At 73.4% G+C, this 21,563-nt stretch carries 20 protein-coding genes; 6 read left to right on the top strand and 14 right to left on the bottom strand.

Annotated features, from left to right (window positions below):
- Positions 1 to 62: 62 nt before the first annotated feature.
- The 5 genes from ACFV4P_RS00550 to rpe all read right to left on the bottom strand — a co-directional run bounded on the left by ACFV4P_RS00550 (position 63) and on the right by rpe (position 6,755).
- Complete coding sequence (locus ACFV4P_RS00550; protein WP_380465759.1) at positions 63 to 1,232, bottom strand: McrC family protein; 1,170 nt, start codon at positions 1,230 to 1,232, stop codon at positions 63 to 65.
- Between the two features lie 32 nt (positions 1,233 to 1,264).
- The gene (locus ACFV4P_RS00545; RefSeq protein ID WP_380465757.1) at positions 1,265 to 3,136 is read right to left on the bottom strand and encodes a DUF4357 domain-containing protein; all 1,872 of its coding nucleotides are present in this window, start codon (positions 3,134 to 3,136) and stop codon (positions 1,265 to 1,267) included.
- Positions 3,137 to 3,810: 674 nt separating this feature from the next.
- On the bottom strand, positions 3,811 to 4,770 hold the full coding sequence (locus ACFV4P_RS00540) for a pirin family protein (protein ID WP_380465755.1): 960 nt from the start codon (positions 4,768 to 4,770) through the stop codon (positions 3,811 to 3,813).
- A gap of 157 nt (positions 4,771 to 4,927) precedes the next feature.
- A complete protein-coding gene (locus ACFV4P_RS00535; RefSeq protein ID WP_380465753.1) occupies positions 4,928 to 5,836 on the bottom strand; it encodes an alpha/beta hydrolase in 909 nt (302 codons plus the stop codon).
- Between the two features lie 235 nt (positions 5,837 to 6,071).
- A complete protein-coding gene (rpe, locus tag ACFV4P_RS00530) occupies positions 6,072 to 6,755 on the bottom strand; it encodes a ribulose-phosphate 3-epimerase (RefSeq protein ID WP_073816754.1) in 684 nt (227 codons plus the stop codon).
- A 306-nt stretch (positions 6,756 to 7,061) separates the two neighbouring features.
- Between rpe and ACFV4P_RS00525 the strand changes: the two genes are divergently transcribed.
- Complete coding sequence (locus ACFV4P_RS00525) at positions 7,062 to 7,916, top strand: hypothetical protein (RefSeq protein ID WP_380465751.1); 855 nt, start codon at positions 7,062 to 7,064, stop codon at positions 7,914 to 7,916.
- 116 nt (positions 7,917 to 8,032) lie between these two features.
- Complete coding sequence (locus ACFV4P_RS00520; protein ID WP_380465749.1) at positions 8,033 to 8,887, top strand: hypothetical protein; 855 nt, start codon at positions 8,033 to 8,035, stop codon at positions 8,885 to 8,887.
- A 38-nt stretch (positions 8,888 to 8,925) separates the two neighbouring features.
- Here the strand turns inward: ACFV4P_RS00520 and ACFV4P_RS00515 are convergent, their stop codons facing one another.
- Positions 8,926 to 9,576, bottom strand: a complete 651-nt coding sequence (locus ACFV4P_RS00515; protein WP_073816762.1) for a C39 family peptidase — start codon at positions 9,574 to 9,576, stop codon at positions 8,926 to 8,928.
- Positions 9,577 to 9,712: 136 nt separating this feature from the next.
- Between ACFV4P_RS00515 and ACFV4P_RS00510 the strand changes: the two genes are divergently transcribed.
- Both ACFV4P_RS00510 and ACFV4P_RS00505 read left to right on the top strand, forming a co-directional pair.
- Positions 9,713 to 10,255, top strand: coding sequence for a hypothetical protein (locus tag ACFV4P_RS00510; protein ID WP_380465747.1), 543 nt, complete (start codon positions 9,713 to 9,715; stop codon positions 10,253 to 10,255).
- 29 nt (positions 10,256 to 10,284) lie between these two features.
- Positions 10,285 to 11,049 (top strand): leucine-rich repeat domain-containing protein, encoded by a 765-nt coding sequence (locus tag ACFV4P_RS00505; protein WP_380465745.1) that lies wholly within the window; start codon positions 10,285 to 10,287, stop codon positions 11,047 to 11,049.
- Positions 11,050 to 11,114: 65 nt separating this feature from the next.
- On the opposite strand, the gene ACFV4P_RS00500 is transcribed toward ACFV4P_RS00505, so the two are convergent.
- The 4 genes from ACFV4P_RS00500 to ACFV4P_RS00485 form a co-directional block, all read right to left on the bottom strand.
- Positions 11,115 to 12,086, bottom strand: coding sequence for an aldo/keto reductase (locus ACFV4P_RS00500; RefSeq protein ID WP_380465743.1), 972 nt, complete (start codon positions 12,084 to 12,086; stop codon positions 11,115 to 11,117).
- 63 nt (positions 12,087 to 12,149) lie between these two features.
- Positions 12,150 to 12,938, bottom strand: coding sequence for an ABC transporter permease (locus tag ACFV4P_RS00495; protein WP_380465742.1), 789 nt, complete (start codon positions 12,936 to 12,938; stop codon positions 12,150 to 12,152).
- Entirely contained in the window at positions 12,935 to 13,891 is a 957-nt protein-coding gene (locus ACFV4P_RS00490; protein ID WP_380465740.1) for an ATP-binding cassette domain-containing protein, read from the bottom strand. Before ACFV4P_RS00490 ends, ACFV4P_RS00495 begins: the two co-directional genes overlap by 4 nt.
- A 139-nt stretch (positions 13,892 to 14,030) precedes the next feature.
- Positions 14,031 to 14,363, bottom strand: coding sequence for a trypco2 family protein (locus ACFV4P_RS00485; protein WP_380465738.1), 333 nt, complete (start codon positions 14,361 to 14,363; stop codon positions 14,031 to 14,033).
- Positions 14,364 to 14,483: 120 nt separating this feature from the next.
- Between ACFV4P_RS00485 and ACFV4P_RS00480 the strand changes: the two genes are divergently transcribed.
- Positions 14,484 to 15,173, top strand: a complete 690-nt coding sequence (locus ACFV4P_RS00480; protein ID WP_380465736.1) for a TetR/AcrR family transcriptional regulator — start codon at positions 14,484 to 14,486, stop codon at positions 15,171 to 15,173.
- 236 nt (positions 15,174 to 15,409) lie between these two features.
- Here ACFV4P_RS00480 and ACFV4P_RS00475 read toward each other — a convergent pair whose 3' ends face one another.
- The 3 genes from ACFV4P_RS00475 to def all read right to left on the bottom strand — a co-directional run bounded on the left by ACFV4P_RS00475 (position 15,410) and on the right by def (position 18,626).
- The gene (locus ACFV4P_RS00475) at positions 15,410 to 16,843 is read right to left on the bottom strand and encodes an RsmB/NOP family class I SAM-dependent RNA methyltransferase (RefSeq protein ID WP_380465734.1); all 1,434 of its coding nucleotides are present in this window, start codon (positions 16,841 to 16,843) and stop codon (positions 15,410 to 15,412) included.
- Positions 16,844 to 16,996: 153 nt separating this feature from the next.
- A complete protein-coding gene (gene fmt / locus ACFV4P_RS00470; protein ID WP_380467095.1) occupies positions 16,997 to 17,929 on the bottom strand; it encodes a methionyl-tRNA formyltransferase in 933 nt (310 codons plus the stop codon).
- Between the two features lie 151 nt (positions 17,930 to 18,080).
- Positions 18,081 to 18,626, bottom strand: coding sequence for a peptide deformylase (gene def, locus ACFV4P_RS00465; RefSeq protein ID WP_380465732.1), 546 nt, complete (start codon positions 18,624 to 18,626; stop codon positions 18,081 to 18,083).
- 207 nt (positions 18,627 to 18,833) lie between these two features.
- Between def and ACFV4P_RS00460 the strand changes: the two genes are divergently transcribed.
- On the top strand, positions 18,834 to 19,304 hold the full coding sequence (locus ACFV4P_RS00460; protein ID WP_380465730.1) for a hypothetical protein: 471 nt from the start codon (positions 18,834 to 18,836) through the stop codon (positions 19,302 to 19,304).
- A 180-nt stretch (positions 19,305 to 19,484) separates the two neighbouring features.
- Here ACFV4P_RS00460 and ACFV4P_RS00455 read toward each other — a convergent pair whose 3' ends face one another.
- Positions 19,485 to 21,560, bottom strand: a complete 2,076-nt coding sequence (locus ACFV4P_RS00455) for a primosomal protein N' (protein ID WP_380465728.1) — start codon at positions 21,558 to 21,560, stop codon at positions 19,485 to 19,487.
- Between the last annotated feature and the right edge of the window lie 3 nt (positions 21,561 to 21,563).

Raw genomic sequence — 21,563 nt, 5'->3', positions numbered from 1 at the left:
CGCGAACGCGAGCTGTGGCACCGACCGACTCCCTACCCCCACGGCATCCGTTCCGATCGTGATCATGCTGCCGCACCTGGGGTCATCCGCCTGGCCAGGGAACGGATGTCACCGAGCAGACCGGCCGGCTCCCGGTCGAGGTCCAGCGCGTGCTGGTGGATGACGATGCCCGCGTGCCGCACTCGGTGGCCGGCGTGCGGGGCGTTGCCCTTGGCGTACACAAGATGTCCCTCCCGCAGGCCGAGTGCCGTGCAGTAGGCCAGCGCCTGGTAGAGGTCGCCGTCGGGGTAGCCACCGGGCTTCTCGGCCTTGTACTTGGCGTCGGCCACGGCCTGTGGTCCGCCCTCCGGGCCGTACAGGACGAAGTCGGGCTTCATCCGGATCTCACCGGCCTCGTCGAGGTGGTGCGGGTCCTGGAACCGGCAGGTGCGGTCCGTGCCGCGGAATGCCTCACGCAGGGCGACCGTCACGAAGTCCTCGAAGAGCTTGTTCATGTTGAACAGGAATCCGTCGATGCGCAGTTCACCGGCCGCGTGCTCGGGTGACGATCCGTCGAGGATCACGCGGGCCAGGTGGAGCGCGTGCTGGTAGCGGGCGTTGAGGCGGCTGGCCTGCCAGGCGGGAAGCGCCTGACCACGAATCAGCGGGGAGACCTCCGCGAGGCGCACCCGCTGGTGAAGCAGGCGGCGGCGCACGTCCTGGGGCACGCCGGGCAGGCGGAGCAGGCGCTCGACCGCGGCCCGCAGGATGCGGTTCTCCGCGATGTCGGTGGTGAAGTCGTCGTACGCGATCTCCACGGGCAGGGCGGCACCGAACCGACGGCGTATCTGCTCGGCCTCGCGGATCCGGCCTCGGACTACAAGGGCGCTGTCCTCAACCGTGCGGTAGCCCTGGAGGAGGCCTTGGCGCAGCGCCCGGTCCATCTGGCGCTCCACTGCGTGGGCGAGGGCCGGCAGGAGTTCGTCGTGGTCGCCGATCTCGACGTCCCCGTCCCTCCAGCCGCGCGGGTCGAGGCTGTACCCGATGAGGAAGAAGAGGCGGGCGATCGGCACCTTGGGAGTGATCCGCAGGGCGACAGGATCGCCGCCCGGCACCGCCAGGCACACCGCGCCGACCTTACTGCCGGCCCGCAGTATCCAGTGCCCCGTCCGGTAGGGGTCGGGGGCGGCGGTGTCGAGGATGCGGGAGGCAGCGACGGCCCGGCCGGCCGCGTCCGAGAGAGGAACGGACACCGCCGGAGCGTGCTCGATCAGGTGGAGGACGGTCACGACTCGGCCGGGGACTGGTCGCCCCACACGATGTCGCCCGGCTGCACGGCGAACCTGGAGCGCTTCGCGGCCACTTCGGCCTGAAGCGCTGCGAGCCCGTAGCGCTTCTCGATGTCGACACCCTCGCCGTAGTGGTACTCCTCCAGCAAGGGGAGGATCTTGGTCCGCCAGGTGCGGTCCAGACCGCCGGCGCGGTAGACGCCCGGCTTCATCAGGTACGAGGGGCCGATCCGGAAGTCCGCGTCGTCGATCCGGGCGTTCAGTGCGTCCAGAAGGTCAGCCGGCTCGCTGTCACGCTCCTGCGCCGCGAGCCAGCGTCGGAGCAGACCGCTGGTCGGCTCCGTCCGCGGCGACAGCTCGACGAACGCGAACCGGCGCCGCATCGCCGCGTCGACCAGGGCGATGGAACGGTCGGCGGTGTTCATGGTGCCGATGATGAACAGGTTCGGCGGGAGGGCGAAGTCGTCGCCGGAGTACGTGAGCCGGACGGCCTTGTTGCGGTACTCCAGAAGGAAGTACAGCTCACCGAAGACCTTCGCCAGGTTGGCCCGGTTGATCTCATCGATGATCAGGAAGTGGGGAACGTGCCGGTTGCCCTCGCGGGAGGCGAGGTCGGCGAGTTCGCGCAGCGGGCCGGCGGTGAGGCGGAAAGCGACCTCGCGGGACTCCGGGTCCTCCTTGGGACGGAAGCCCTCGAAGAAGTCCTCGTAGGCGTAGGAGGGATGGAACTGGACCAACTTGACCTGCTCGGGGCCGCCGCCCAGGAACTCCGCGAGCTTCTGTGCGAGGTACGTCTTGCCCGTTCCCGGCGGCCCGTAGAACACCAACTGGCGTTCGTCCCAGAGGAGGTCTCGGACGTCCTGGAGCCACTCCGCCTCGTGGACGAGCAGGTCCTCGGCGAGTTCGGGGGTGGGCTCGGGCAGGGCGAGTTCGCGCCTCGCCACGAGGATCTCCGCACTGGGATCACGCTCTGTGGCCTCGGCTTCCTCCTCCAACTCCTGGTCGCTCAGCCCGAATCCCTTGATCAAGCCCTGCACGGAGGTGAGATCCACGACATCGTGCTGAACCGAAAGCTTCTGCTGGAGCTCCTCGGGCAGGTCGGAATAGGAGAACCCCTCGCTCTGCCAGTCCACCGGACGCCGCAGGTTGGACCGCCCGTCCTCCGAGGACGTCTGCTCCACCGGCCCGGTCACCTCGCCGACGTACAGCAACCCACCGGAAATGGTGCACACGGTGTCGCCGGGCTTGATCCGGGAGAGGAAGGCGTGCAGCTCCTCGACAAGATCCTGCTTCTGGCTGTACGTCGCCGTGGACTCGTAGTCCTCCCGAACGAACGCACTCAACTGCTCCTTGCTCGTGCCCTGCCCGACGCCCTGCCGCAACCGGGACGCGGCGAGGGTGACCCGCCCTTCGGGACGCCAGAGTCGCTGGACGAGATCGAGGCCCGCGACGTTGGACCCGCGGACCAGCCAGGCACGGTTGGGCCCGGCCCAGACACCCGACATGAATTCCGACAACGGCCGGTTGTCCTCCGTCCGCCACCGCGTCCAACCGTTGGCCGCGCGGCCCATCAGGATCTCGGCAGCAGCGGACGGCGAGCCGCATTCCACGTCCTCGACCAGTTCGAGGTGCCCGGGCCAGCGGTCGGAGGGCCGCAACCTCCCGTCATCGACCAGCTGAGTCCGAAGGCGGTTCGAGGACACATTCCGTACCGAGAAGGACGGCACCACGCTTCCCCGGGCCGGCGCCCCCGCGTACACCAAGAACTTCTGACTCCCGTTGCTGCCTTTCTCCGACAGCAGCCGACCCCGCGCCACAGGGCCACCGTTGGGCAGACGCAGCCGAAACTCCTGGTACTCGTCCTGCACGGACCGCTCCCGCCCCTCGTTCTCTGAGATCCTGTACGCACAATAGGCCCCACCGCTGACAGACAGGCCTACGGACCATGAGGTCGGACGACTTCCGAGCGGTCGCATCGCGGTGAGTCGACTGCACCAACGAGTCCTGCGAGCGTCGCCCGATCGATGTGGTCGGACTCCACACCCGGGACGACGGACGGCTCACCGAACAGGAGATCACCCAGGTCGAGCCGTTGCCAGACCCCGCCACCATCGGCCCGAACGCTGGCACTCCACCCCGACAACGGCTTGCGGGACACCCTGACCAAGCACCCCAGGCCCTGAACGACGACGAAGTCCCCCTGGTCGCGCCCGAAATACTCAGCCTTCGTACCTCGCTCGGCTTCCACCGCGCGACACCTGTTCTGCGCCACGGCCACGAGCACGTCCGCCCCGCGGGCTGCCAGATCGTCCGCGAGTGCCACGATCTCGCCGGCTGCGGGCTCGTCCCACTTGCAGGGGGTCTGCTCTTCGTCGCGTTCAAGCTCGGCGACGGCCGACGAACGACGCCGTGGCCGGAGGGACCTGAGGGGACAGCGACGACGCGCGCAAAAGAGTTCACGCAGCGTCGGTCCGGTCGAGATTCGGCGACATCACGCATCCCTGCACGAAGACCTGTTGAGACGTCGCTGATTCTGGCGGCCTCAGCGCGTCCTCCCCCGCGCCTTCAGCGGGAGGGCGGGGAGTTCCGGGGCGCGCAGCCTGGCCCCGGCGTAGCCGTGCACCTCGCCGAAGCGGGTGTTCTGTTCCCAGTCGGTGCGGGCCTGGGTGATCTCCTCGCCGGACCGGCCGATGAAGTTCCACCACATGACGAGGCGTTCGTCGAAGGGGGTGCCGCCGAGGAGGAGGACGGCGGCGTCGGTGCGGGCGCGGAGGGGGAGGTCGTGGCGGCCGCAGCCGAGGTAGAGGATCGAGCCGGGTTCGAGGGGGACGCCGTCGATCTCGGTGCTGCCGGACATGGCGAGGGCGGCGTATTCGAAGGACTCCTCGACGGGGAGGCGGTGGGCGGCGCCCTCGCGGAGGGTGAGGTCGGCGCCGGTGAGGGGCGTGTAGGTGGTGCCGGGGGAGGTCGCGCCGTCGAGGGTGCCGAGGATGAGGTGGGCGTCGAGGCCGTTCGCGGTGACGACGGGCAGTTCGGGGTGGTGTTCGAAGGCGGGCGCGGTGTGCCGGTGCGCGTCGGGCAGCGCGACCCAGAGTTGGGCGCCGTGCAGCAGGGGGGCGTGGTCGCGCGGCGACTCCTCGGAGTGCGAGATGGCCCGCCCGGAGGTCATCAGGCCGAGTTCGCGGGGGCGGACGGTCCGCAGGCTGCCGAGGCTGTCGCGGTGCAGGATGCTGCCCTCGTGCAGCCAACTGACGGTCTGCAGGCCCATGTGCGGGTGCGGCGGCACCTGCATGCCGGGTTCGTCGGCGATGTCGTCGGGCCCGTAGTGGTCGACGAAGCACCAGGCGCCGACCATCCGCCGCCCGAGGTTCGGCAGCAGCCGTCGCACCACCGTGGACTCCCCGAGCGGCACTTGACGGCCGGTCAGCAGATCCTTGACGGGTCCGGTCGTGGCCTGCTGCCCGCACACCGCGGGGGCGGGCTTGAGATCGAGGTTGCTCATGGCGGCCAGTATCGGCCGCCACCCCCCGCTCCCCCGGTCAGCGACGGCCCGACACGACGACACGGCGGGACGACCGGACGACGAGACGACGGGACGACGACACCCCGCGCCGAAGACCGAGCACCGGACCCGGGATCCGGCCGCCGACGGCCGCCGGTCAGCGTGCCCCGAGCAGCGCCACCGTGTCCGGCATGACGCGCCGCCAGAAGCCGCCGGTGTGCTCGCCGCGCGGGAAGTGGGCCTGGACGCCGCGGGTGCCGGTGAGTCTGCGGGCGGCGGGGCAGAACGGGTCCTCGGTGCCGCACCAGACGCCGAGCCGGTCGAACTCGCCGATCTCGCCGAGGTGTTGCAGGGGTTCGTGCGCGCGCCAGTCGGCCTGGTCGACGTAGGCGTCGACGGTGCGGGCGTCGCCCCAGCTGCGGAACAGCGCGGGGCTGAGCAGCGCGAGCGCGGACAGCCGCCCCCGGTGCGCGCGGGCGTACTGGAGCGCGCCGGAGCCGCCCATCGAGATGCCCAGGACGCGGCTGGGTTCGGGGAGTCGGCGGGCGGCGAGCCAGCCGGGCAGTTCGTCGGTGAGCATCGCCATCGGGTCGTCGGCGGGGCTGCGGGCGTGCCAGTAGCCGTCGCCGCCGTCGACGGCGACCACCCGGAACGGCGGGACGCCGTCGGCGACCGCGGCCGCCAGGAACTGCGGCAGGCCGAGGTCGACGAACGAGGTCGCGCCGCTGCCGCGGCCGTGCAGGGCCAGGCAGACCGGCAGTTCGGCCCGGTCCGCGCCGGGCGGGTCCATGACGACGATCTGCAGGTCGCGGCTGCGGGCCCGGGAGTGCTCGGTCTCGATCCGCACCTTCCCGGGCGCGAACTCCGGCACCGTGCCGTCTCGTCCCGTCATGCCGAGCGCACGGCGCAGACGGGCGCCGCCGGGCAGCACGTCCTCGACCATCGCCCCGCCGACCCCGCCCGCGCCGAGCACCGTGACGGCCAGCGCCCCGAGCAACCGCCGTCGCCCGAGGCTCGGCACGGCCGTCCCCCCGACGTCGACCGCCGCCGCCCCGGCGTCGTCCACCGTGCCGTCAACTTCCGTTCCCGCCCGCACCTTTGCCCGCCCCCTGGTCCAGCTCCACCGACAACGCGACGCCCGACGCGACGCCCAACGCGACGCCCGACTCAACGCCCAACGCGGCACCCATCTCGACGCCCGACGCGACGCCCGACGCGACGCCCGACGCAACGCCCGACGCAGCACGGGACGCCCGCCACGGGCGCCCCGGTTTCACTCCCCCCGGAGCGGTCAGTGCCGGTCAGTGCCGGCAGCCCCACCCGGCCGCCGCCGTCGCCGCGTCCGCCTGCGCACGCAGCGCGCGCACCGCCTCCGCCGGGTCGTCCGCGTTGTAGACGGCCGAGCCGGCCACGAAGACGTCCGCGCCGGCCTCCGCGCAGGCCTCGATGGTGGACGGGGCGACGCCGCCGTCGACCTGGAGCCACAGGTCGAGGCCGTGCTTGTCGATCAGCTGCCGGGTGCGGCGGATCTTGGGCAGCATGATGTCGAGGAAGGCCTGCCCGCCGAAGCCGGGCTCGACCGTCATGATGAGCAGCATGTCGAGCTCGGGGAGCAGGTCCTCGTAGGGCTCGATCGGGGTGGCGGGCTTGAGCGCCATCGACGCGCGGGCGCCCTTGGCGCGGATCTCGCGGGCGAGGCGGACGGGCGCGGCGGCGGCCTCCACGTGGAAGGTGACGGAGCCGGCGCCGGCCTCCACGTACTGCGGGGCCCAGCGGTCGGGCTGTTCGATCATCAGGTGGCAGTCGAGCGGGGTGCTGGTGGCCCGGGCGAGGGACTCGACGATCGGGACGCCGAGTGTGAGGTTGGGGACGAAGTGGTTGTCCATCACGTCGACGTGCAGCCAGTCCGCGCCGCGCACCGCCTCGGCCTCCTCGGCGAGGCGGGCGAAGTCCGCGGACAGGATGCTGGGGTTGATCTGCGCCATGACCGACTGCCTTCGTGCGAGGGGTGGAGCGCCGCGGGTCCGGGCACTGGTCACATCATCCCGTGCCGCGCGGCCGTCCCTCGCACGCCGGGCCCCCGGGTGACCGTCATCACACCGCGGCCGGGGTTACCGGGGCCGCCGCGGTGGCCATCAGCACCTGGACGGCCACCGGCACCCACCGCACCGTCCCCACGCACTGCACCATCCCTACCCACCGCACCGCACCATCCCCGCCCGCCGCACCGCACCGTCCCCACCCACCCGGCCGCCCCACCCGCTGCGGCCGTCCCCCCGTGGAGGTCCCCGATGTCCGCTCCCGTCCACCCAGCCCGCGCCCTGTGGCTGCTCTTCGAACCGGTGTACGCCGTCGCCTTCCTCCAGCCCGAGAGCCGGACGGCCTTCGAGGCGGCCGGGCTGGACAACGGCTGGCGCGGCTACTTCGCCGCCCGCTCGGCCCCGTTGGGCGCGGTGGACGCGCCTCCGGTGGTCGCCGCGTTCTTCAGCTTCGCGCCGCAGATGGTGGAGCAGGCGCTGCCGCAGGCGTGGACGCACGCGAGCCCGGCGCAGGTGCTGGCGGCCCGCTCGGCGGGTGCGACGGGGGCGCTGGCCCGGCTGCTGGAGCCGGTCGCCCCCGAGCGGGTCGAGGCCGCGGCGACCGCGCTGGAGGCGGTGACGGCCCGACTGGACTGCGCCGGCCGGGTGTTGGCGGCCGCCAACGCCGCGCTCCCGCGGGCCGCGGACCACTACGGGCGGCTGTGGCAGGCCGCGAACCTGCTGCGCGAGCACCGCGGTGACGGCCACGTGGCGGCGCTGGTCGCGGCGGGGCTGGACGGCTGCGAGGCGCCGGTGCTGCACTGCGCGGTGCACGCCGACCGCGCCGTGCTCCAGCCGATGCGCGGCTGGAGCGACCAGGAGTGGGACGCCGCCGCCGCGCGGCTGGTCGAGCGGGGCTGGCTGACGGCGCAGGGGGCGGTCACCGACCTCGGCCGCACCCGGCACGGGGCGATCGAGGCCGCCACCGACCGGGCCGCGGGCCGCCCGTGGGAGGGCCTGTCGGACGCCGAACTCACTCGCCTGGAAGCCGACTTGAGGCCGATCGCGGCGATCTGCCGGGAGCGCATGCCGATCAACCCGCTGGCCATGCCTCCCGTGGAGCGGTGACCGGTTCGCCCAACTGTTCACGCGCCCGAAACATCTTCCCTTCCCGCCGTCGACCCGCTCTGGCAGGCTCACCGAGCAGTGGGACCCGCAGCTCGACCCTCACCGAAAGGCGTCCGATGACCCAGGTCGTCCACCCCGCACGTGCCCTGTGGTGGCTTTTCGAACCCGTCCACGCGCTCACCTACTTCTCCCCCGAGGCCCGTGCCGCGTACGAGGCGGCGGGCCTGCGCGGCTACTGGCGCGGCTACTTCGGCGGACGCTCGGCCCCGCTGGGGGCGGTGGACGCGGCGCCGGTGGTCGCCGCGTTCTTCAACTTCGCGCCGCAGATGGTGGAACGGGCGCTGCCGGAACTCTGGGACCGGGCCACGCCCGAACAGGCCCTGCAGGCCCGGGTGGAGGGCGCGACGGGCACGCTCGGGCGGGTGCTGGCGGACGTGAAGCCGGATCTGATCGACCGTTCGGTCGAGCTGCTGGAGCGCGCCGTCGAGGGCCTGGACTGCGCGGGCCGGGTGCTGGCCGCCGCCAACGCCGCACTCCCCCGCCAGAACGAGCGCCTCGCCCGCCTGTGGCAGGCCACCACGGTGCTGCGCGAGCACCGCGGCGACGGGCACGTGGCGGCGCTGGTCGCCGAGGGGCTGGACGGCTGCGAGGCGCTGGTGGTGCGCTGCGCGCTGGACACCCGCCGGGAGACCCTGCAACCGCACCGGGGCTGGACGGACACCGAGTGGGACGAGGCCACCGCCCGCCTCGTCGAACGTCAATGGCTGGCCCCGGACGGCACGTTGACCCCCGAGGGCCGCCGCCGCCACCTCGCCCTGGAGGCCGCCACCGACCTGGCCGCGTCCCGGGTCTGGACGCACTTCCACCGCACCGAGCTCGACGAACTCGCCGACGCGCTCCGCCCGATCTCCACGGCCTGTCGCGCCGACCTGCCCCCGACCACCCCGATCGGCCTCCCGAACGCCTCCTGACGCCCCTCCCGGAAGCAGCCCCGAGCCGCCCGCCGCCGTCAGTACGGCGGCGGGCCGAGCAGCACGCCGCGGCCGGCGTAGAACCGTTCGAGGTCGCCCCAGGGGACGCGGGCGGCGCGCTGGGAGCCGTCGGGAAAGCCGGACGGGTTGTGGATGTACAGCGCGTCGTCGTCCGCGCCGACGGCCAGCACCAGGTGGCCGCCGGGGCGGGGCACCTCGGGCGCGAGGGTCCGGATCGCGGGGTGGACGGAGATCATCGGCAGTACGCCCCGGGCGAGTTCCTCCGGCAGCCGGTCGACGGGCAGCGGGCTGACCGCCTGCGCGTCCAGGCCCCAGCGGGCCCGCACGTAGGACGCGAACGGGGAGTGGATCAGCCCGTCGAGCCGCCCGTCGGGGTGCCGGATGTACGCGCCCGCCAGCTCGCACTCCTCGGCCAGCCGGACCTGCGCCGGGGCGATGCCCCACCAGTGGTCGAGGGCCATCCGCAGGCAGGCCATTCCGCACAGCCGCCAGGACCAGTACTCGTACTCGGACTCGTCCGCCGCGCCCGACCGTTCCCACAGCGGGTCGTCTGCGGCCCGCAGGGTTCCGTCCAGGATGTCGGGCACGAGTTCGGGCGACTCCCACTGGGAGTAGTAGGGCACCGCATGGCTGATCGGCTTCACCCGGTCATCCTGACGTACTTTCATCCCGTTCCCGCGCACCCTCGCCCGCGACACCGCGAACCCCCCTCCCACCTGCGGCGATGCCCCCTCCTCGGCAGACTTGAACACGTTCAACTTCTCTGGCAGGGTGGGCCCGTCACCACTCGGAGGGGAACGAACCATGCACCGCCACCACGCCCGGACGGCAGTCCTCGCGGCCGCCGCCCTGCTGCTGACCGCCTGCGCCGGCGTCACGCAGTACTACGAAGGCACCGGGCTGCACGACGCCACCACCGCCGAGGCCGTCGGCAGCTGGGACGGCGAGCAGCAGGCCCACCTGACGCTCCAGCAGGACGGCAGCGCACTGATCGAGCGCCTGGACGGCAAGGAGTGGGACTACGACCACGGCTGGCGGCTCTCCGGCACCGGCCGCTGGGAACTCGTCGACCGGGACGCGGGCCAGCAGCTCGTCGTCGACCTCACCACCCGCACCGGTACCGACGCCCGCACCGACAACCGCCCCGGCGTCACCCCCGACCCGTCGGCCAACGCCGCCCCCACGACCTACCGCTGGCGCTTCTACGTCAAGCGCGGCCAGCAGCAGCAGCTCGAACTGTTCACCTTCGTCGGCGACCCGGACACCGGCAACACCTACCTGCTCACCCGGAGCCCGAACCAGGACCCCACGCCCGCCCCCGCGACCGCCCCCGCGACCGTGCAATGATCGTCGCTCCCCAGCGAACGGAGCACGCCGTGAACGACGCACCGCAGGCCTCTCCCCCGGCGCCGACCCGGCAGGACACCGGAGGCGTCGTCAGCCTGTGGAAGGCCGGCCTCACCGCCGTCCCGGACCACGTGTGGCAGCACACCGACGCCGAGGTGCTGATCCTCGCCGACAACGAGCTGACCGAAATCCCGGACGCCATCGGCGACTTCACCGCGCTGCGCACCCTCGACCTGGGCCACAACGCGCTCACCGCCGCCCCCGACCGGCTCGGCGACCTCACCTGCCTGAGCGGGTTCCTCTACCTGCACGACAACCGGCTCACCCGTCTGCCGGCCACCCTCGGCCGCCTCCACCGCCTGCGCTACCTGAACGTCGGCGACAACCCGATCACCGAACTCCCGGACACCATCGGCGAGTTGACCTCCCTCCAGGAACTCCGGGCGCAGCGCTGCCAATTGACGCGCCTCCCGGAGACGATCGGCGGACTCTCCCGGCTCCGCGAACTCCTCCTCGAAGGCAACTCCCTCACCGCGCTGCCCGATTCACTCGCCGCCCTGCGCGAACTGCGCCGCCTGGAACTGCGCGACAACGCCCTGACGAGCCTCCCCCGCACCCTCGCCGCCCTCCCGCTGCTGCGCGAACTCGACCTGCGCGCCAACCCGTTGGGCCCGCTGCCGGACTGGCTGACCGAGCTCCCCGCCCTGGAGAAGCTCGACCTCCGCTGGACGCCCGCACCGGACCGGCGGCTGGTGGAGACGCTGGAGCGCCGCGGCTGCACCGTCTGGTACTGAGCCCCCGAGCCCGCACCCCCGAACCCCCGAACCCCCGACCGCGTGGATCGGGGGCCCGTCCGGCGTCACCAGGCGTAGTGCTCCGGCGCGGTGCGGTGGCCGGGGAAGATCTCGTCCAGCCGCGCCAGCGTCTTGGCGTCCAGCTCGACGTCCAACGACCGCACGGCGGCGGTCAGTTGCTCCTCGGTGCGCGGTCCGACGATCGGCGCGGTGACGGCGGGCCGGGTGCGCAGCCAGGCGAGGGCGACGTCGCCGGGCTGGTGGCCGAGCTCGTCGCACAGGTCCTCGTAGGCCTGGATCTGCTCGCGCCGCTCGTTGAGGGTGTCGACGGCCCGGCCCTGGGTGCGGCGGACTCCTTCGCGTTCCTTGCGCAGCACGCCGCCCAGCAGTCCGCCGTGCAGCGGCGACCAGGCGATCAGGCCGAGGCCGTAGTGCTGGGCGGCGGGGACGACCTCCAGCTCGACGGTGCGTTCGATCAGGTTGTAGAGCGACTGCTCGCTGGTCAGGCCGAGGAAGTGGCGGGCCCGGGCGGTCTCCTGGGCCTGCGCGAGGTGCCAGCCGGCGAAGTTGGACGACCCGACGTAGATGATCTTGCCCTGGAGGGTGAGCACCTCCAGCGCCTGCCAGATCTCGTCCCACGGCGTGGCCCGGTCGATGTGGTGCATCTGGTAGAGGTCGATGTGGTCGGTCTGCAGGCGGCGCAGGCTGGCGTCCACGGCGCGGCGGATGTTGAGCGCGGAGAGCCGGCCTTCGTTGGGCCAGTCGCCCATGGCGCCGTAGAGCTTGGTGGCGATCACCGTCTTCTCGCGCCGGCCGCCGCCCTTGGCGAACCAGTTGCCGATGATCGTCTCGGTGAGGCCCCTGTTCTCGCCCCAGCCGTAGACGTTGGCGGTGTCGAAGAAGTTGATGCCGTGCCCGTGCGCGGCGTCCATGATCCGGTGCGCGTCGGCCTCTTCGGTGTGCACGCCGAAGTTCATGGTGCCCAGGCACAGCGGCGAGACGGACAGGCCGGTACGGCCGAGGTGGGTGTACTCCATGCCCCAACCCTCTGCCGCACCGGCCCGGTTGTCCAGCACACCTTGCGCCGGATTGACGCCGCGTCAGCGCCCGGAGCGGGCGAAGTTCCGCACGGCGAGCGGCACGGCGACGGCCAGCAGCAGCGCGCACCAGCCGAACGTGGCGGCCACCGGGTGCTGGACGGGCCAGGCGTCGCCGGGCGCGGACGGGTTGCCGAACAGCTGCCGGCAGGCCTCCACCACGGCGCTGACCGGGTTCCAGTCGGCGATCGCGGCCAGCCAGCCGGGCATCCCGCCGGTCGGCACGAACGCGCTGGTGAGCATCGAGAACGGGATGGTGAGGACGGCGAGTTGACCGGCCGTCTCCTCCTTGCCGACGGCCAGCCCGAGCGCGGTGCCCAGCCAGCCGCAGGCGAACCGGAACAGCAGCAACAGCCCGAACGCCCCGAGCGCCGGCCCCAGCCCGTGCCGGATCCGCCACCCCGCCGCCAGCCCGACCAGCCCGGTCGGCACCAGCACCACGGCCGCCACCAGCAGGTCCGCCGCCGTCTGCCCGGTGAGCAGGCCCAGCCGCGACACCGACATCGACCGCAGCCGGTCGGTGACGCCCCGCCCGGCGTCCCGCGCGCCGCCGACCATGGCGGGCATCACCGCGTTCAGCGCGACCATCGCGAACAGCCCCGGCATCAGGAACTCCCGGTAGCCGCCGCCCGGCACGTCCATCGCGCTGCCGAACACGTACCCGAACACCCCGACCATGGCGACCGGCACCAGCAGCGAGGAGAGCAGCAGCCCGGGCGAGTGCCGGTAGACCAGCAGAATCCGCCGGGCCGAGGCAGCCGCGTCCACCGGCATCGTCATCAGTGCGCTCATGCCGCCAGTTCCTCCTTCACCCCGGCGGTCAGCGCCAGGAACACGTCGTCCAGCGAGGGAGTGCGCAGCGCCACGTCCAGTGCGACCACCCCGGCGGCGTCCAACTCCCGTACCAGGCGCGGAAGATTCAAGTCCCGGGCCGGCTCGGACACCGCGCCGACCCGCCCCCGCCCGGCGTCGACGGCCGGCGCCCCGCCGGTGAGCACGGCCAGCACGGCGCCGGCCCGTTCCAGGTCGGCGCCCTCGGGCAGGGTGACCTCCACCCGCGTGCCGATCGCGGCCTTCAGCCGCTGCGGGGTGTCGTCGGCGACGGCCCGGCCCCGGTCCACCACGGTGATCCGGTCGGCCAGCCGGTCGGCCTCGTCCAGGTACTGGGTGGTCAGCAGCACGGTCGAGCCCTGTGCGGCCAACTCCCGTACCGCCGACCAGATCTCCCGTCGGCTGCGCGGGTCGAGCCCGGTGGTCGGCTCGTCCAGGAACAGCACCCGCGGCCGGGTGATCAGGCTCGCCGCCAGGTCCAACCGCCGCCGCATCCCGCCCGAGTAGCCGCGCACCAGCCGATCCGCGGCCTCCTCCAACCCGAACTCCCCGAGCAGCTCCGCCGCCCGCGCCCGCGCCCTCGCCGCCCCCACGTGGTGCAGCCTGCCCAGCAGTTCGAGGTTCTCGCGGCCGGTGATCCCCTCCTCGACCGCCGCGTACTGCCCGGCCAGCCCGATGACCCGCCGCACCGCCGCCGCCTCCCCCCGCACCTCGTGCCCGCACACCCGGGCCTCTCCCCGATCCGGGCGCACCAGCGTCGCCAGGATCCGCACCAACGTGGTCTTCCCCGCCCCGTTCGGGCCGAGCAGACCGCACACCGTCCCTTCCGGGACGTCGAGTTCGAGCCCGTCCAGCGCGCGCGTGGCGCCGAACGTCTTGCAGAGGCCGCGAACGGCAATGACCGGGTCGCTCATGGCAGGCCCTTTCTGAGTACAGCGTACGTAGTAGCGCTGCGCACGAGACTACTGGGTACGCCGTACGGAGAAAAGGGCTCCGGGCATGCGAAGGGGGATCCGCCGCACGCGACGGATCCCCCACTGCCCCGACGGGGCGTCAGTCCGGGATGCGGTCCGAGGTGTCCCCCGGGCCCGACGAACGCGCCGGGTCGCCGTGCACCAGCAGGTCGCCGCCGTTCGCGGCACGCGGCGTGAGCGTGAAGGAGACCCGGTGGGTGCGGCCCCGGGACGCGCCGGCCTCGACCTCCGCACCGACCGCGAAGATCTTGAACCCGCCCTTCGCCTTGGTGTCGGCCCGCAGCTCGACCTCGAACTCCATCTCCACCGGCCCCACCGCGAACACCAGATCCGGGTGCTCGCCCCCGGCCCGGGCCGCCGCCAGCAGCTCGTCCCGCACCGCCGCCACCGCATCCACCAGCGGAATGTCCATACCCAGCCCCTTGTTTCCGACGTTCTGCCGTCTCGGCGTGCACCACCGTAGGCCACCGCCCCGATCCACCGCCCGACCCGCCCGCCACCTGCGTAGACTGACCGCCGAGGTGATCCCACGATGTCGTCCGGCGAGGAATCCGAGCTGATCTGGCTGCGCCCGGAGCACTCCGGCCGCGGCCCCCGACCGGCCCACACCCGGGCGTCGATCGCCCGCGCGGCAGTGGACATCGCCGACCGCGAGGGCCTGGACGCGGTGTCGATGCGCAAGGTCGCGGCCGAACTCGGCGCCGGCACCATGTCGTTGTACAACTACGTGCCGAAGAAGGAACACCTCTTCGACCTGATGCTCGACCTGCTGGCCGGCGAGTACGACCTCCCGGAGCAGCCCAGCGGCGACTGGCGGGCCGATCTCACCCTGCTCGCCCACCAGTTGCGGGCCGTCCTCGCCCGCCACACCTGGGCCACCACCCTGATCACCCACCGCCCCGGCCTCGGCCCCAACGGCCTGCGGGTGACCGAGTACCACCTCGCCGCCCTCGCCGAGACCCCCCTCGACGGCCCCGCGAAAATGGAAGCCTTCTCCCAACTGACCGGCTACGTCTGCCAGTTCACCGACTGGCAGCAACGCTCCGCCGCCGCCGGCCACCGCTGGCTCACCGACCTGGTCCGCTACCTCCAGACCGCCACCGCCACCGGCCAGTACCCCCACCTGGCCGCCGCCCTCACCCAGAGCGCCGCCCCACCCGCCCCGGACACCACCTTCGAACGCGGCCTGCAACGCCTGCTCACGGCCCTCGTAGCGGCCTGACGGAACGCCAACGCGAGCAGACGGTCGCGAAACCAGGGGCGCGGGGAACTGCGCGAAGCGGAAGGCGCTCAACCGCAAGATCGCGACGCACGACAATGACCTGCACGTGATCGCGACCTGGCCGGCGTTCACTCCCTGCCCGCGCAGTCCTCCCCAGCCCTGCCCGCGCAGTCCTCCCCAGCCCTGGCGGGCCGGGAGCTACCCCCTACGCGCCCCTGGTTTCGCGCCCAGCGCCGTCAGGCCGTACGCCGCAGCAGCGCCAGGTACATCGCGTCCGTCCCGTGCAGGTGCGGCCACAGCTGGACGTCGGGCCCCTCGCCGAGCTCCGGAACGCCCGGCAGCAGCGGGCGGGCATCGATCCACTCCACGTCCTCGCGGCCGCGCAGCACGTCGTCGACCACGGCCCGGGTCTCCGCCAGGTGCGGCGAGCACGTCGCGTAGCCGACCACGCCGCCGACCCGCGCCGCGTCCAGCGCCGAACGCAGCAACTCCCGCTGCAGCGGCCCGAATCCGGCGATGTCCTCCGGGCGGCGACGCCACCGCGCCTCCGGCCGGCGACGCAGCGCGCCCAGGCCCGAGCACGGCACGTCGACCAGCACCCGGTCGAACGCGCCCTGCTGCCAGGCGCCCTGCGTGCCGTCCGCCGTGATGACCGCGTACGGCCCGGGGTTGCCGTTCAGCGCGCGGGCCACCAGCCGGGCGCGGTGCGGCTGCTTCTCGGAGGCGACCAGCGCCGCGTCCCGCTCCGCGGCGAGCGCGCCGAGCAGTGCGGCCTTGCCGCCGGGGCCGGCGCAGCCGTCCAGCCAGAGCCGGTCGGGACCGTCCACGGGCGCGTTGGCGAGGGCCAGCGCGACCAGCTGGCTGCCCTCGTCCTGGACGCCGGCCCGGTTCTCGCGGACCGCGTCCAGCCCGGCGGGGTCGCCGCCCTCGGCGAGCCGCAGCGCGAACGGCGACCAGCGGCCGTCCTCGGCCTCCGGCAGCGCCTCGCGCAGTTCGGCGACGTCCGAGCGGCCGGGGCGGGCGACCAGCGTCACCTCGGGGCGGGCGTTGTCGGCGGCCAGCAGCCGTTCCATCGCGGCCCGCCCCGCGTCCTCCGGCTGCCAGCGGCCGAGCGCGTCCCACAGCGAGGAGACCACCCAGCGCGGGTGCGAGTGCACGACGGCGAGGTGGTCCTCGGCGTCGTCCTCGTACGGCGGCGCGACCTGCGCGACCCAGCCGTCCAGGTCCTGGGCGCTGATCTTGCGCAGCACCGCGTTGACGAACTTCGCCCGGCCGTCGCCGAGCACCACGCGGGCCAGTTCGACGGTCGCGGAGACCGCCGCGTGGGTGGGGATGCGGGTGCCGAGCAGCTGGTGCGCGCCGAGCGAGAGGACGTCCAGCACCGGCGGGTCGACCTCGCGCAGCGGCCGGTCCACGCACGCCGCGATGATCGCGTCGTACGTCCCCTGGCCGCGCAGCGTGCCGTAGACCAGCTCGGTGGCGAGCGCGGCGTCGCGGCGCTCCATGCCCTTGCGCTCGGCCTCGCGCAGCAGCGACGGCAGGATCAGGTTCGCGTACGCGTCCCGCTCGTCGACGGCGCGCAGCGCACGGAACGCGACGATCCGGGCCGGGTCCTTCTTGGGGCGACGGTGCGGACGGGGGGCGCGCTTGGCGCCGGCGGGGGTGCTCAACGGGTGCCTCGAAACAAAGTGCTGCGGATCAGGTCCGACCCGACGACGGCGGCCGGGTCTCACCCCGAAGTCTAGGACGAGACCCCCCCGAACCCGTCATCCCCCGGACGCCGGACGCCGGACGCCAGGCACCCTCGAAGCCCCCGAACCCCGTCAGCCCTCGAAGCGCTCCCCGGACTCGATCCGCGCGCCCCGCGCCCAGTCCGCCGCCGGCATCGCCTTCTTGCCCTGCGGCCGGACCTCCCCGAGCTCCACCTCGTGGCTCCCGGTGCCCACCCGCACGCTGTTCTTGCTCACCGCCAACTCGCCGGGGGCGAGCGCGACTTCACCCGTCAGCAGGCGCACCGGGCCGGTCACCTTGAGTCGCTCGCCGCGGAACGTGGTCCACGCCCCGGGCGCGGGCGCGCAGCCGCGCACCACCCGGTCGACCCGCAGCGCGGGGTGGCTCCACTCGATCCGGGCGTCCTCGACGGTGATCTTCGGCGCCAACGACACCCCGTCCACCGGCTGCGGCTCGGGCCGGGCGGTCCCGTCCTCGATCGCGTCCATGGTGCGCACCAGCAGCTCCGCGCCCGCGACCGCGAGCCGGCCCAGCAGGTCGCCGCTGGTGTCGGTGGGCTTCACCGTCTCGGTGAGGACGCCGAACACCGGGCCGTCGTCCAGGCCCTGCTGGATCCGGAAGGTGGACGCGCCGGTCACCTCGTCGCCCGCCATGATCGAGTGCTGGACGGGGGCCGCGCCGCGCCACGCGGGCAGCAGCGAGAAGTGCAGGTTCACCCAGCCGTGCACCGGAATCTCCAGCGCACCGGGCCGGATCAGCGCGCCGTACGCCACCACCGGGCAGCAGTCGGGGGCGAGCTCGGCCAGCCGGGCCATGAACTCGGGCTCGCTCGGACGGGCCGGCTTCAGCACCTCGATGCCCGCCTCCTCGGCGCGCTGCGCGACGGGGCTGGCCACCAGCTTGCGCCCCCGCCCGGACGGCGCGTCGGGGCGGGTCACCACGGCGACCACCTCGTGCCGGGAGGCCAGCAGGGCGTCCAGGGCGGGAACGGCGACCTCGGGGGTACCGGCGAAGACGAGACGCACGGGCATGGGCCTTTCTTGAAGTCCAACTGATCAGCAGGAAGTCACGCTGATCAGAACATCGGATTGCCAGAGAATGATCGTCGGTTCATCGGCCCCTCCGACAATCCCGCCGAAACACGGCGCACGGAAGAACGGTTCGCCACCGAGCTCATCAGCGAATGACACCGAACGTGGAATGCGGAGAGATCTTCACCGTCGGCGCCGGAGTCCCGTCCCAGTCCGCCTCCCGGATCGCCTTCATCGCCGCCTTCCGGGTCTCCCGGTCCAACCGGTCGATGAAGATGATCCCGTCCAGGTGGTCCGTCTCGTGCTGGATGCACCGCGCCAACAGCTCGGTGCCCTCCACCGTCACCGGATCCCCGTGCATGTTGAAGCCCTTCGCCACCACGCCGAACGCCCGCTTGGTGTCGAACCGCAGCCCCGGCAGCGACAGACAGCCCTCGGGGCCGTCCTGCTCCTCCTCCGTCAACGACAGGTCCGGGTTGATCAGATGACCCACCACACCGTCCACGTTGTACGTGAACACCCGCAACGAGACGCCCAGTTGAGGTGCCGCGAGGCCCGCTCCGGGCGCCTCCAGCATGGTGTCCGTGAGGTCCTTCACCAGCCTCCGCAGCTCCTTGTCGAAGGTGACCACCGGCTTCGCGGTGGACCGCAGCACCGGGTCACCGAAGATCCGGATCGGCTGAACTGCCAAGACTGCGACTCCCTCTTGCGGGTGGAAACAACGACCTACCGGGAAGTCTATGCAATCCCGGCCACCCGTTCGGAGCGGCCGCCGACAAATCCCGACTCGCACTCCGGGCGTGACCCAACGACCCGACGTGCGTTGGTCAATGCGAATTGACCGGGACGCGCGAGCGCCCCGAGCACGCGACCCGATCCGAGAGGTGGCAACGAGGCCATGGCCGAGCAGATCAACCACGACGCCCGGGCCAGGGCGTCCCTGCACCTGCTGGTACGAGACATCGAACGGGTCCGACGCCAGGTCGACGCCCTCCGCACGCTCACCGCCCAGTTGGGCAACGTCTACCGCCCCCGCCGCCCCAGCACCTCCGCCGGCTTCGTCGTCTACGGCCGCGCCCCCGCCCCCACCGTCCGCCTCGCCCAGGAACTGCGCGAAAGCGTCGAAACCCTGGTCGCCGCCGCCGTCGAGTTCGACCGCGCCCTCGGCTTCTCCTGGGACTCCGTCGGCTCCGCGCTCGGCGTCACCAAGCAGGCCGTCCACCGCCGCTACGGCGTCCGCCGCCCCACCACCGAACTCCTCCCCGCCCCCCGCGAAACCGAGACGGCGCCTCCGGCGCCCCCCACCCCGCGCCCCCCCATCCCCCAGGCCCGCCAAGCCAGCCCCCTGATGCCCCAGCGCACCAGGTAACAGAGCGCACAACCCAACCAGGGGCGCGGGGAACTGCGCGAAGGGGAACGCACCCGACCGCGAGATCGCGACGCAGCACAGCGACCTGCACGTGGACGCGACCTCACGGACCCGTCGGCGCTTGTCGCGCAGTTCCCCGCGCCCCTGTTCCCGCACCCCTCCGCCTTCGCGCAGCAGGTCTCACCCAATATCCGTCGGGTCCACCCGAATCCGCACGGTCTCCGCCCCCCGCAACGCCAACCGGGCAATCTGCGCCGCCTTGAGCGCCGAAGCCAACGCCGCCCCCTGCCCGGGAGCCACCCGCACCAGCGCCCGCTCGGCGGTCGTCTCCCCCTTCGGCCCCCCGTACACCGGCACCGGCCCCAGCACGTCCGCCCCCTCCGGCAGCCGCAGCAGCCCCAACAGGTCCTCGACCGCCTGCGCGGGCCCCGTCACCGCGGCCATCCGCGACACCGGCGGGAAGCGCAGCTCCTCCCGCTCGTCGAGTTCCATCCCGGCGTGCCCGGCGGGATCCCATCGCACCAGCGCCTGCACCGGCCGCGCCGCCGGCTCCGCGACCACCACCACCGTCCCGCCCTCCCCGGCCGGACGGACCAGCGAGGCCGCGGTCAGCCACCGCCGCACCGTCTCCTCCCCGGCCCGCAGGTCGGGCCGGTTCAGCAGCGCCCACCCGTCCAGCAGCAGCGCCGCCGCATAACCCGGCCCGTCCGCCACCGGCTCCGCGCCCGGCGTCGAGATCACCAGGGCGGGCGAGGAAGGCACGGTCGCCAGCACCGCGTCGCGCCCGGACGTCCGCACCGGCACCCGCGGGAACGCCTTCCCGAGCTCCTCCGCCGTCCGCCGCACGCCCACCACCTGCGCCCGGAGCCGGAACGACCCGCACTCCAGGCAGTGCCAGTCCCGTTCCTCCGTCCCGCACCACGTGCACACCAGCGCGGCGTCCGCCGCCGGGGACTCCAACGGGCCGCCGCACGCCCGGCACCGCACCGGCTCCCGGCAGCGCCCGCACGCCAGCCGGGGCGCGTAACCCCGCCGCGGGACCTGAATCAGCACCGGCCCGCGCGAAAGCGCCTCCCGCGCCGTCTCCCACGCCACCGAGGGCAGCCGCGCCGCCTGCGCCGCCGCATCCCGCGCCTGATCGTGCTCGGTGACGGTCCGCACCCGCGGCGCGACGCCCCGAACCACCTCACGCGGCGCCGCCAACGGACGCGCCCACCCGCTGCGCACCAGCTGCGCGGCCTCGACCGTCATCGAGACCCCGCCCAGCAGCATCGCCGCGCCCTCCTCCGCGGCCCGCAGCGACGCCACCTCCCGGACGTGCGGATACGGCGCGTTGGGATCGCTGTGGCTGCTGTCGCCGTCCGACCACACCACCACCAGGCCCAGGTCGCGGACGGGCGCGAACACCGCCGCCCGCGTCCCGATCGCGGCGTGCACCGAACCCCGGCTCACGGACAGCCACCGCCGGTACCGCTCCTGCGGCCCGGCCTCCGCGGCCAGCACCGCATGCCGGCCCTCGCCGAGCACGCTCCGCAGCGCCGCGTCGACCCGCGCGACCGACCGCCCGTCCGGCAGCACCACCAGCGCACCGCGCCCGGAGGACAGCGTCGCCGCCACCGCCCGCGCGATCTCGAACGGCCACTCCGGCCCGGGCAGCGCCGTCCATACGGCACGCGGCGCGTGCCCGCCCGCCAGCGAGGCCAGGAAGTCCGCCCCGTGCGCGTACCGCTCCCAGCTCCCCGCCGCCGGCGCCCCGGGCGGCGGCAGCGGCCGCGGCGACGGCTCGCCCTCCGCCCCGGCGTGCCGCGGCGGGACCGCCAGCTGAAGCACGTCCGCCAGGGTCCCCGCGTAGCGGTCGGCCACCGCCCGGCACAGCCGCAGCAGCTTCGGCGTCAGCACCTGCTCGGGCGACAGCACCCGCGCCAGCGGCGCCAGCGGGCCCGCGTAGTCGGAGTCGTCCCGCCGCTCGACGATGAACCCGTCGTGCAACGCGCCGCCCTCACGCCGCCCGTGTGCCCCGACCCGCCCCCCGAACCGCACCCGCACCCGGACGCCGGGCCGGGCGTCCTCGGACATCGCCTCGGGCACCGCGTAGTCGAAGTACTGGTCGAGGCTCAGCACGCCCTTGTCGACCAGCACCCGGGCCACCGGCTTCCGCTCCGCCAGGACGACCCCGCGCGCGGCCCTCGGCTTCGCCCGGCGCACCGTCTCCCGGATGAACGCCAACTGCTCCCCGGCCCCGTCCGTGCTGCTCACGCC

Origin of the sequence: Kitasatospora sp. NPDC059795 (genome assembly GCF_042732175.1) — a bacterium.
Classification (GTDB): domain Bacteria; phylum Actinomycetota; class Actinomycetes; order Streptomycetales; family Streptomycetaceae; genus Kitasatospora.
Note: the sequence above shows the minus strand (reverse complement) of the source record. Positions and strands in the feature narration are given on the sequence as shown.

Coding starts and splice junctions, on each gene's coding strand:
- ACFV4P_RS00525 (WP_380465751.1), top strand. CDS start 7,062: ATGTCCGCTCCCGTCCACCCAGCCCGCGCCCTGTGGCTGCTCTTCGAA.
- ACFV4P_RS00500 (WP_380465743.1), bottom strand. CDS start 12,086: ATGGAGTACACCCACCTCGGCCGTACCGGCCTGTCCGTCTCGCCGCTG.
- ACFV4P_RS00485 (WP_380465738.1), bottom strand. CDS start 14,363: ATGGACATTCCGCTGGTGGATGCGGTGGCGGCGGTGCGGGACGAGCTG.
- ACFV4P_RS00495 (WP_380465742.1), bottom strand. CDS start 12,938: ATGAGCGCACTGATGACGATGCCGGTGGACGCGGCTGCCTCGGCCCGG.
- ACFV4P_RS00490 (WP_380465740.1), bottom strand. CDS start 13,891: ATGAGCGACCCGGTCATTGCCGTTCGCGGCCTCTGCAAGACGTTCGGC.
- rpe (WP_073816754.1), bottom strand. CDS start 6,755: ATGGCGCAGATCAACCCCAGCATCCTGTCCGCGGACTTCGCCCGCCTC.
- ACFV4P_RS00520 (WP_380465749.1), top strand. CDS start 8,033: ATGACCCAGGTCGTCCACCCCGCACGTGCCCTGTGGTGGCTTTTCGAA.
- ACFV4P_RS00540 (WP_380465755.1), bottom strand. CDS start 4,770: ATGAGCAACCTCGATCTCAAGCCCGCCCCCGCGGTGTGCGGGCAGCAG.
- ACFV4P_RS00460 (WP_380465730.1), top strand. CDS start 18,834: ATGGCCGAGCAGATCAACCACGACGCCCGGGCCAGGGCGTCCCTGCAC.
- ACFV4P_RS00510 (WP_380465747.1), top strand. CDS start 9,713: ATGCACCGCCACCACGCCCGGACGGCAGTCCTCGCGGCCGCCGCCCTG.
- ACFV4P_RS00480 (WP_380465736.1), top strand. CDS start 14,484: ATGTCGTCCGGCGAGGAATCCGAGCTGATCTGGCTGCGCCCGGAGCAC.
- ACFV4P_RS00515 (WP_073816762.1), bottom strand. CDS start 9,576: ATGAAAGTACGTCAGGATGACCGGGTGAAGCCGATCAGCCATGCGGTG.